This window comes from Devosia sp. Leaf64, assembly GCF_001421945.1.
Lineage (GTDB): Bacteria > Pseudomonadota > Alphaproteobacteria > Rhizobiales > Devosiaceae > Devosia.
Map to the genome: position 1 here is coordinate 233,055 of NZ_LMLO01000005.1, position 6,693 is coordinate 239,747.

Consider the following 6,693-nt stretch of genomic DNA (forward strand, 5'->3'; position numbering starts at 1 on the left):
CCACCTGAGGGTGGCCCTTTTCTTATGGTGCTCGCTGGGCTACTCCCAGACAAGTGGTATCAACCGCAAAAGACCAATTGGCGGGGAACGCATATGGCCCGGAAATATTTCGGCACGGACGGTATTCGCGGCATGGCGAACGGCGACAAGCTGACGCCGGAACTAGCCATGAAAGTCGGCATGGCTGCTGGCACCAAGTTCGTGCGCGGTGACCATCGCAATCGCGTCGTCATCGGCAAGGATACCCGCCGTTCCGGCTATATGCTCGAAAGCGCCCTTGGCGCCGGTTTCACCGCCGTGGGCATGGATGTCTATTTCCTCGGCCCAATGCCGACGCCAGCCGTCGCCATGCTGACGCGCTCGCTGCGCGCTGATCTCGGCGTCATGATCTCTGCCTCGCATAACCCATACGAAGACAACGGCATCAAATTCTTCCGCCCCGATGGCTACAAGCTCAGTGACGAAGTCGAGTCTGAAATCGAGCGGCTGATCGATACGGACATGAACAAGCTTCTGGCTCATGGCATGGCAATTGGCCGCGCCCATCGCGACGAAGCCGCCAGCACCCGCTATATCGAATATGCCAAGCGCACACTGCCGCGTGGCGTCGATCTTTCGGGTCTTCGCGTCGTTATCGATTGCGCCAATGGCGCCGCCTATAAGGTCGCTCCGATCGCTCTTTGGGAGCTTGGCGCCGAGGTCATCGCCATCGGCGTCGAACCGGATGGCTATAATATCAATCACAAGGTCGGTTCGACCGCCCCCGAGGCGGTATCAGCCAAGGTCAAGGAAGTGCGCGCCGATATCGGCATTGCGCTCGATGGCGACGCGGACCGTGTCATCATCATCGACGAAAAGGGCAATGTGGTCGATGGCGACCAGTTCATGGCCGTGATCGCGCAAAGCTGGCTGCAGCGCGAAATGCTGCTTGGTGGCGGCATCGTTGCGACCATTATGAGCAATCTGGGTCTCGAGCGCTATCTGATGGGCCTCGGCCTTTCGCTCGAACGCACCCAGGTCGGCGATCGCTACGTGCTCGAAGCCATGCGCAGCAAGGGCTTCAACGTTGGCGGTGAACAATCCGGCCATATCATTCTGTCCGACTTCACGACGACGGGCGATGGGCTCATCGCGGCGCTGCAGTTGATGGCCGTGCTCAAGCAGATCGAACAGCCAATCTCCGAAATCTGCCACCGCTTCGAAAAGGTGCCGCAGCTTCTGCGCAATGTCCGCTTCAAGGCCGGTAAGCCGCTCGAAGACAAGCATGTCATCCAGGCCATCGCCGATGCACAAGCGACCTTGGGCACCGCGGGCCGCCTCGTCGTGCGCCCCTCCGGCACGGAGCCGGTCATTCGCGTCATGGGCGAAGCGGACGATGCGGCGCTCGTCGCGAGCGTCGTCGGACAGGTGGAAGCGGCCATCCTGCAGATCGCCCGTTAGGCGGTATTAGGGTTAAACCGTACGGTTAAGCCGGTTTTAGGGTTAAGCGGGTTTTAAGGAGTTTGTCCCATATTCGCCACAACCGACCTCGTGTCGTGGCAACTCAAGGACTGAACTCATGCGCAAGCTCATTGCTGCGTTCCTGCTGGCCGGAACAGCAGTCGCAGGCCCGGCAATTGCCGCGGACCTCGTACCCTATTACCCGCCCGTGATCGACGTTCCCGATGTGGATTACGGCGTCGCCGGTGGCCTTTACCTCCGCGGCAGCGTTGCCGGTAACGCCTGGTGGGCCAAGGATGCCGCGAGCTACTGCGGCTGCGTCCCAGCTTTCGATAAGATGGGCTATGGCTACAGCGTCGGCGCTGGCTTCGGTTACGACAGCGGCCACGGCGTCCGCGCCGATATCACGCTCGACTATCTGAGCAATGAAGGCCTGAAGGGTGGCGATCACACCGTCAACCTGCGCTCGGGCCTCGCGCTCGCCAACCTTTACTACGATTTCAATCTGTCGGGTAACGGCTATGGCGCTGGCGGCTTTGGTGCTTATGTCGGCGCCGGTATCGGTGTTGCCAAAAATTATACCGAAGTGAATGGCCCTGGTTACTACGCCTACGGTCACTCGCTTGAAGCCGCTGCTGCCGTCATGGCTGGCGTGAGCTACGATTTCGGCTCCTACGTCGCCGACGTCGGCTATCGCGGTATCTACATGAACAAGGTCATGAACCAGCCGGCGAACATCCAGAACGCCTATCTGATCAACGACAACTTCATCAACGAAATCCGCACCTCGCTGCGCTACCGCTTCTGAAGCCTGTCCAAGACCCAGATCTTTCAGTCGGCGCCCTCGTGGCGCCGATTTGCTTTGATAGGTCAGCGCGGTCATGATGGCTGAAAATGACGGAGGAAAAGCGTGAAGGTTCTCATCATCGGTGCCGCCGGCATGATCGGCCGCAAGCTGACATCGGCTCTGGTCGCGGCAGGACGTATCGGCGCTCAGGAGATTTCTGCTCTCTCCCTCGCCGATGTCATCGCGCCACAGGCGCCTGATACCGATATCCCCACCCAGCTTCATGCCGTCGATCTCTCGGCGCCCGAAACCGCTGCAAAGCTGATCGCCGATCGACCCGACCTCATCTTCCATCTCGCCGCCATCGTCTCGGGCGAAGCGGAGGCCGATTTCGAAAAAGGCTACCGCATCAATCTCGATGGCACGCAGCATTTGCTCGAAGCCATCCGGCTTGAAAGCGCAAATCAGCCCTATAAGCCGCGCCTTGTCTTCACTTCGTCTATCGCCGTCTTCGGCGAGCCGCTGCCGCGCGATATCCCCGACGAATTCCCGCTGACCCCGCTCACGAGCTACGGCACCCAGAAAGCCATTGGTGAACTGCTGCTGGCCGATTATTCCCGCCGCGGCTTCGTCGACGGGATCGGCATTCGCCTCCCCACCATTGTGGTGCGCCCAGGCAAACCCAATAAGGCCGCCTCCGGCTTTTTCTCCGGCATTCTTCGCGAGCCCTTGGCAGGGCAGGAGGCAGTGCTTCCGGTCGATCCCTCCGTGCGTCACTGGTTCGCCAGCCCCCGCGCCGCCGTTGGCTTTTTGCTCCATGCAGCTGAACTCGACACATCGGGTCTCGGCCAGCGCCGCAGCCTCACCATGCCGGGCCTTGCTGCCACCGTCGCCGATGAGATCGACGCCCTTCGTCGTGCCGCCGGTGAAAAGGCCGTCGCGCTGATCCGCCATCAACCCGATCCAACGATCGCCGCCATCGTCGCCGGCTGGCCCCAGGGTTTTGTCGCCAAGCGCGCCGAAAGCCTCGGCTTCCGCGCCGATGCCGATTTCGACGCCATCGTCCGCGCTCATATCGAGGATGAACTCGGCGGCAGGATCGGCTGAGATTGCCAGCCCTTTCAACGCAGCCCTATAACCGCCCATGACCGCGCTTACCCTGATTCCCGATTTCGACCTCACCGCCCACAACACGCTGGCGCTTACCGCGCGCTCGCGATTCGGGGTCAAGATCGAACGGGCCGAAGATTTTCCGGCACTCTACGCCCTCGCCGCCGAACAAAATCTTCCGCTCCGCCTCCTCGGCGGCGGCAGCAATGTCGTCCTTTCTCAAGACTTTGACGGCATCACCGCGCTTGTCAGCATCACAGGCGGCGGCATCATCGAGAATGGCCCCGACGCCACCGTGGTCGAGGCGGCAGCGGGCGAAACCTGGCACGACTTCGTCGTCTTCACGATCGACAAGGGTCTTGGCGGCATCGAGAACCTCGCCGGCATTCCAGGCACCGTCGGCGCCGCGCCGGTCCAGAATATCGGAGCCTATGGCGCCGAAGTCGCCGATGCCTTCGAGAGCCTTCTCGCCTATGACACAATCACCGGCACGACCCGCACCTTCACCGGCGCCGAGTGCAAATTCGCCTATCGCGACAGCGTCTTCAAGCATGACCCGGGCCACTATGTCGTCCTCTCGATCCGTCTCCGCCTCAAGCGCGATTGGCAGCCCAATCTTAAATTTGCCGGCCTCTCCGAGCTCGAAGGCACGCCCGATCTGACCCCGCGTCAGGTCATGGATCGTGTCGTGGCCCTGAGAAATTCAAAACTCCCCGATTGGCGCGTCACGCCCAATGCCGGTTCCTTCTTCCAAAACCCCATTGTCAGCCTCGAAGACGCCGCGCCGGTCCTCGCCGAATTCCCCACGGCCCCCAGCTTCCCGCAGCCCGATGGCCGCACCAAGCTTTCCGCCGGCTGGCTGATCGAAAAGACCGGTCTAAAAGGCTTCCGCATGGGCCGTGCCGGCATTTCCGAGCGCCATGCCCTGGTGCTGATCAATCTCGGCGGCGCTACGGCCGAAGACATCGCCGCGCTCGCGACGCATATCAAGACGAGCGTCCAATCCCGCTTCGGCATCGCGCTCCACGAAGAGCCGGTTTTCACCTGAATAAAGTCTGAGGTTTGCAATGGGCACGATCCTGCTCACCGGTGCAACGGGGCTGCTCGGCACCCATCTCCATGCCTGGTTCGCCAAAGCCGGCCGCGATGTCGTCGCCACCGACATGCGTGCAGCAAGCGATGGCCGCGACATCGTCCTCGCCGATCTCGGCGATGCGGCCGCCGTCGAAAAGCTGATGGCCGGCATCGACACCGTCGTCCATTTCGGTGCCGTCTCGGACGAACAGGCCTGGGCCGATATCCAGCGCGGCAATATCGAGGGCGCGCGTAACATCTTTGAATCCGCCCGCCGCCAAGGCGTGCGCCGCGTTATCTTCGCCTCGTCCTATCACGTCATGGGTTTCCACTCGACCGGCGACACCCCCATCAGGCTAGATGCCCCGACGCGCCCCGATACACTCTATGCGCTGTCCAAGGTTTTTGGCGAAAACTACGGCCGCTATTGCTACGATCGCTACGGCCTCGAATGTCTCGTCATTCGCATCTGCACCGCCTTTCCGCCTGGCTCACCGCGCGACGCGCGCAATCATCTCGATCGCGACGACCTCTGCCGCCTCGTCGATTGCGGGCTCGATACGCCCGATCTCGGCTTCCGCACCATTTACGGGATTTCGGACAATCCCAATCCGTTCTTCGTCAATGAGCCCGATCCTGGCCTTGCCTGGCGCCCGCAATTCTCGTCCCGCGCCTTCACCAATATCGATGCCGACGGCCCCATCGATACGAGCGACGCCGTCAATCGCTTCGTCGGCGGCGGCTTCACCCTGCCGCATCAGTGACAGCGCGCGGGCGCAAAGTGATATTTCTGCCAAGAACATAGCTGACATTTCATCTCGGTGATTGACCGCAGCCACCAAGGCTTGCAGAAGAAGCGCAGGGTTTGCTTGCGCTTCGGCCATCAAACTTGGGTGGGGCAAGTTAGAGAAAGCAGTTATGTTTGTTGACCAGACATCCCTGCTGCTCGCACTCGGTTTTGCGGCCCTCGCGCTCTCGGCGACGCTTTTCGTCACCTGGCTTGCTTCACGCACCGAAAAATTCATCCTGATCTGGGCCGTCGGCGCCGGTGTCCTGGTCACCGCCTTTGCCGGCTTTTCGATCTACGCGGTCACCAGCATCTACATCCTTCTCTGGATGTCCAATATGACGCTGAGCGGCGGCTTCGTGATCTTCTTTGCCGCCGCCTGTCTCTTCACCGAACGGCGCCTGCCAAGCCAGCGCGTCGCGGCCGTAGGCATCTCTATCGTTTCGGCAATCACTCTGCCGTTCCTTTTCGGCCTCGATGCGCTCGGGGCAATGATCGGCAATATCGTTAATTGCATTCTCCTTGCAGCAACCGCCTGGAAATTCTGGGAAGGCCGTGCCGAGGCGCCGATCTGGGTCACCGGCATATCGAGCCTTTACTCCATCACCTCGCTCTCCTTCATTCCCTGCGCCGTCATGATCTATTTGAAGGGCCCCTTGGTGCTGACGGCGCCGCCGAGCGGCTGGGCCGAAGACGTCAACTCTATTGTCGGCCTCATCGGCCTCACCGGCATCGGCGCCATGTCCCTTGCTGCCAATCAAGCGCGCGTCGCGCGCCACCATCAGGCCGAAGCCAATACGGATGCGCTGACGGGGCTGCTCAATCGCCGCGCCATTTTCGATCTCTTCGGCAAGGCCAAGCTGCACACCAACACCGCGGCGCTGATTTTCGATCTCGATCATTTCAAGTCGATCAATGACAAGCATGGCCACGCCGCCGGCGACGAAGCGCTCCGCCGCTTTGCCCAGGTGATGCGCAAGCAGCAGACCCGCGACACCTATGCGGTGCGCATGGGTGGGGAAGAATTTCTTCTGGTCATGCCAGAGGCCGGTGCCACGCAGGCCATGGAAGCGGCCGAAGCCATCCGCTCCGGCTTTGCCCACGAAATCCTCCAAGGCGCCAGCGGTGGTTTCCGCGGCACAGTCAGCGTCGGCGTCGCCGTGGTCAGCGATGCCGAGAGTTTTGACGACATCCTGCGCCGCGCCGACAACGCGCTCTACACCGCCAAAAACGCCGGCCGCAACCGCGTCTGGGCCGCGGCGGTGAATTAGGCGCTGCCCGCCTGATTACCCTATACGGTCCCGATCGATACTCCCTGCACGCAGATCACTGTGCAGGTTGTCACCTTGGACGTATTCCCCAACGCACCGTTCTTCCCTCGGGCCTGACCCGAGGGCCTCCTGCCCACCCATCAATGCCTGTGGCTCCCGCACTGGCCCTTGTCTGTTGAAAGTGTGCGAGATTGGTTCCGGGAGGGCGATCGATTGGCCCTTGG

Annotated in this window: 6 protein-coding genes; all 6 read left to right on the forward strand. The window is 61.5% G+C overall.

Annotated features, from left to right (window positions below):
* Positions 1–93 precede the first annotated feature (93 nt).
* The 6 genes from glmM to ASE94_RS03720 all read left to right on the forward strand — a co-directional run bounded on the left by glmM (position 94) and on the right by ASE94_RS03720 (position 6,469).
* A complete protein-coding gene (gene glmM, locus ASE94_RS03695) occupies positions 94–1,440 on the forward strand; it encodes a phosphoglucosamine mutase (protein WP_061909382.1) in 1,347 nt (448 codons plus the stop codon).
* A 118-nt stretch (positions 1,441–1,558) separates the two neighbouring features.
* Positions 1,559–2,248 (forward strand): hypothetical protein, encoded by a 690-nt coding sequence (locus ASE94_RS03700; protein WP_061909381.1) that lies wholly within the window; start codon positions 1,559–1,561, stop codon positions 2,246–2,248.
* Between the two features lie 102 nt (positions 2,249–2,350).
* The gene (gene denD, locus ASE94_RS03705; RefSeq protein ID WP_062629243.1) at positions 2,351–3,334 is read left to right on the forward strand and encodes a D-erythronate dehydrogenase; all 984 of its coding nucleotides are present in this window, start codon (positions 2,351–2,353) and stop codon (positions 3,332–3,334) included.
* 37 nt (positions 3,335–3,371) lie between these two features.
* Positions 3,372–4,385: a UDP-N-acetylmuramate dehydrogenase gene (murB, locus tag ASE94_RS03710; protein ID WP_062629244.1), complete on the forward strand. Its 1,014-nt coding sequence runs from the start codon at positions 3,372–3,374 to the stop codon at positions 4,383–4,385.
* Between the two features lie 19 nt (positions 4,386–4,404).
* Positions 4,405–5,175: an NAD(P)-dependent oxidoreductase gene (locus tag ASE94_RS03715; protein ID WP_062629245.1), complete on the forward strand. Its 771-nt coding sequence runs from the start codon at positions 4,405–4,407 to the stop codon at positions 5,173–5,175.
* Between the two features lie 154 nt (positions 5,176–5,329).
* The gene (locus ASE94_RS03720) at positions 5,330–6,469 is read left to right on the forward strand and encodes a GGDEF domain-containing protein (RefSeq protein WP_062629246.1); all 1,140 of its coding nucleotides are present in this window, start codon (positions 5,330–5,332) and stop codon (positions 6,467–6,469) included.
* The last annotated feature ends 224 nt before the right edge of the window (positions 6,470–6,693 follow it).

Excerpts from the sequence above, each read along its gene's own strand:
- ASE94_RS03715 (WP_062629245.1), top strand. The coding sequence starts at position 4,405 with ATGGGCACGATCCTGCTCACCGGTGCAACGGGGCTGCTCGGCACCCAT.
- ASE94_RS03720 (WP_062629246.1), top strand. The coding sequence starts at position 5,330 with ATGTTTGTTGACCAGACATCCCTGCTGCTCGCACTCGGTTTTGCGGCC.
- ASE94_RS03700 (WP_061909381.1), top strand. The coding sequence starts at position 1,559 with ATGCGCAAGCTCATTGCTGCGTTCCTGCTGGCCGGAACAGCAGTCGCA.
- murB (WP_062629244.1), top strand. The coding sequence starts at position 3,372 with ATGACCGCGCTTACCCTGATTCCCGATTTCGACCTCACCGCCCACAAC.
- glmM (WP_061909382.1), top strand. The coding sequence starts at position 94 with ATGGCCCGGAAATATTTCGGCACGGACGGTATTCGCGGCATGGCGAAC.